At 40.7% G+C, this 3312-nt stretch carries 3 protein-coding genes and 1 pseudogene; 1 reads left to right on the top strand and 3 read right to left on the bottom strand.

Annotated elements, in window-relative coordinates; genetic code table 11:
• Positions 1-32: 32 nt before the first annotated feature.
• From GXX20_02605 to GXX20_02595, 3 genes are read right to left on the bottom strand one after another with little or no spacing between them, the layout of a single operon-like run.
• Positions 33-1025 carry a hypothetical protein gene (locus GXX20_02605; GenBank protein HHW30555.1) on the bottom strand — a complete coding sequence of 331 codons (993 nt, stop codon included), beginning with the start codon at positions 1023-1025 and terminating at the stop codon, positions 33-35.
• Between the two features lies 1 nt (position 1026).
• The gene (locus GXX20_02600) at positions 1027-2598 is read right to left on the bottom strand and encodes a pilus assembly protein PilM (GenBank protein ID HHW30554.1); all 1572 of its coding nucleotides are present in this window, start codon (positions 2596-2598) and stop codon (positions 1027-1029) included.
• 38 nt (positions 2599-2636) lie between these two features.
• Positions 2637-2954: a hypothetical protein gene (locus tag GXX20_02595; protein ID HHW30553.1), complete on the bottom strand. Its 318-nt coding sequence runs from the start codon at positions 2952-2954 to the stop codon at positions 2637-2639.
• A gap of 91 nt (positions 2955-3045) precedes the next feature.
• Here GXX20_02595 and GXX20_02590 point away from each other — a divergent pair.
• Positions 3046-3282: pseudogene (locus GXX20_02590) on the top strand (sigma-70 family RNA polymerase sigma factor).
• Positions 3283-3312: the final 30 nt, after the last annotated feature.

Here is a 3312-nt window from a genome sequence, read left to right as displayed (position 1 = left end):
GACATTCTTTTATAATTTGTTCTTTAAATTCATCACTGTACTGATTTTTTGTCACTCTCATTACCCCCTACTTCAATACTAACATATTCGTGCATTTTCTCCAAAGGTTCTAGGGGGCTAAATAGGTCATACCTGGCCTCAGAGCCCTTATTATATGGATTCGATATAAATACTTTCGCCGAATTATTCAGGTAACTGTTGACTCTCACATAAAAATCCGGTGTTACTGCCTCCTGGCTGCCGGCAGACGATGACGGTGCAGCAGTAGTCATGGTCGAGTAGTTTTCATATTCTTTAAATGGATTGTCCCTTCCTTCGAAGGAAGGCGCAGGATCCATTATGTATGGTTTCTGTCCTTCACTGTCATCCCACATACTAGGATATGAAAGGTTAATTGAACCCACGAGCTTGTTATCATTATTCGTATTGACTGATAATCCTCTAACCGCAATCTTTCTGCTGTTTTTCTCGACATTTTCAAGAAAAGAATGCAATTGAGAATAATCACCCGTGAAGTTCGTCGAAACGAGTTGTTCCACGAACACCGGAGCAGGTCCGGCATTCTCTGTTTGCTGTATTTCTGCTGTCTGCTGAGTCCCTGTTGCAGGCGCAGTTGTGGTTTTCAAGGGTAAATCTGTGGCATTGGAAAAATCCACTACCTTTATCATAAGTCTGCTGTTTGCCGAAAGCTCCTCGACAGAAAGGACAGCTTCCTCCTGAGAAAGGAATGCGGGCAGAGTCTCCCTTAGTTTCTCCAGTTGCCCATCCAAATCCTTAATTTCCTGCTTCATCTCATCCTTTCTCTCATAATCGGCTTTTAGGCTGTTCAGGATACTCTTTTGATCTTTAAGTTCATTTAATGTAACGATATAAGAATCGTAAGCAGGCTTGAGCAGATATGTATACAGCAAGTATCCCTCAATAATAAGCAGCATTACTATCACAAGAATGAATTCTCTTCTCGTAAGCCCCCTCATTTGAGGCTTGAAGTTGATTCTTTCAAGGCCAGTTTTTATGTTCAGCATTTTAAGCACCTGCCTTCTTAATTCCAATGTTCATTCCAAAAGTATAATCTATGACATCGCCTTCATTATCCTGTCTTGCTGTTATATTGGAGATGACAGCACTTTCAATTTTAGCGTTCTGCCGCAGAGTATATAAGAAATCCACCAGTTTCAGACGATCTTTTGAAACTCCTGAAATGCTGACCAGACCTTCTTCACTTATAGAATATGATTTTATAAATACATCATCAGGCATCGACTTGCTTATGATGTCAAGTATTTCTGTATTTTTTACAGTATTCTGATCGTACTCCGCCAGTTTTGAATTAATGTTGTTCATCATGCTTTGCTTGCTTGCAAGTTCATCTTTTATCTCATTGACTACCGAATAAGTAATAATATCCGCCTTTATTTCTGTTATCTCAGAGTCCAGTCCAAGCTTTATAAGCTGAAGTGCAGTAAACGCAGCTATGCCCGCTAATGCAACTATCAGCAAAATTGCCGCGATCCTGGTCATTCTAATTCGTTTCATCCCGGCTTCTATCATTTCTTTGAGCTTCGGCATGAGGTTTATATCTTTTTTGCCGGGTTGCTGTGACAAAGCAGCTCCTATAGCGGCCATCGCCATATCATCCATATCACCGGAAGCTTCCCTGACCTCCGGTTTAACAGTGATCACAGGAAGGTTGAATGTCTCGTTTAGATGTTCAGAAAGGCCGGTAAAAAGGCCACGCCCGGTAAACAGGACAATTCCCGATATTTTCGTTTCATCTGACGAATTATACCTGTAATAGTCCATTATCTGGCGCATCTGATCTTCAACAGCAGAAAACGACAGCTTTATGAAACCTTTTATATCTTCTGCGTCAAGATTATAAATATCATATTTATTATTCTGCCTTGCCCTTTCTGCCTGGTCCAGAGATACGCCTATCTTGTTTGCCACCATGTTGTCAAATCTCATTATGCCGGTAGTTACCTGTCTGCTTAATATCAATTTGCCTGCAGAGACAAGATTCACCTGTGACATTGAGTATCCGATGTCAACAAAAATAAGAGTCTGTCTCTTATATTCCTCAGGCATGAAATAATAAGCCGCCTTGGTGAGAGCATTGGCATTAATATCGATACTCTTCAGCGGGATCATCAGACCTTTTGCCACATCTGCATAAGCATTGAGCAGCTTGTTGGGGCAGAATACCGTTATTCCTTCAACCGGCATACCCGGGTCGGAATATATCTTGGAGCTTATTGTATGTGTCTGCTTTATGCCCGGGAATGACTGCATCAGTTCAAATTCAATAGCAGGGTCTATTTCTTTCTCCTTCAGTATTGGCAGTTTAATTTCCCTTACGACTACATTATGGGTATTTATTGATATGTAAAGCTCCGACGGCTTGAATTTATAATCGAAAAGAGCACTTCTTATCCTTGCTGTAACAGTATCCAGGTTTTTAATCTCACCATTTACCACACTGTCTTTAGGAGTCGAAGCATATATGGTTTTTAATACTACGTCCTTCTTTCCTCTCCTTATGAAGGCCATTTTTATATACTTTGACCCTATATCAAGTCCCAAAACGTTTTTGGCCAAGTTCTACGACCCCCTCTGTTAGCAATTTAAATAAAAAATCAAGGCTGCGCCATTAATCCGATGGTTTCCTCGATTTTGCCCTCTCCATCATTATATCTGACAGATAATTTTATTTTTGTCTGATCAGTCTCCGACGGATAATCCATAGTTACGCTGTTCAGCCCCTCCGCTACGACACTGCCGTTACTTGTGAACAGTTTTGAAATATCATCTGTTTCGTAAAGGCATGAGCCAAGAAAATATATGTATTCTTTACCAGTGTCACTGTCTACCTGCATATAATTCTTGCCATCATGTACTTTGATCGCAACCGCATTTCTCCATGAATCCGGATCTGCCGGGCTCTCCTGAATCAATTTGTCATTTTGCCTTATCTTTACCGATAAAAAAGATATGGCAATCCGGGCCTCATTCTGTGTCCTGCTGTCATCATAAACTGCATCATATGTTTTATCGCCGGAAGAAATCTATGAGCGCAAAATGAGCAAACAGGAGTTGTATGCCGCTATAAACAGCCTGCCGGAAAAACAGGCAAAGCGTATCTATGCCCATTTCTTCCTTGACATGAGCAAAGCGGAAATAGCCAGGATTGAAGGCGTGAGCAAATCTGCTGTTACACATTCCATTGAGCAAGGCTTAAAAAGCATAGAAAAATTTTTAAAAAATAATTCCTGGTGGGGTTAACTTTTGCCCAAAAAATCTGCTGATTAATAG

This window comes from Clostridiaceae bacterium (assembly GCA_012840395.1).
In the GTDB taxonomy this organism is placed as follows: Bacteria; Bacillota; Clostridia; order Acetivibrionales; family DULL01; genus DULL01.
Note: the sequence above shows the minus strand (reverse complement) of the source record. Positions and strands in the feature narration are given on the sequence as shown.

Coding starts and splice junctions, on each gene's coding strand:
- GXX20_02605 (HHW30555.1), bottom strand. CDS start 1,025: ATGCTGAACATAAAAACTGGCCTTGAAAGAATCAACTTCAAGCCTCAA.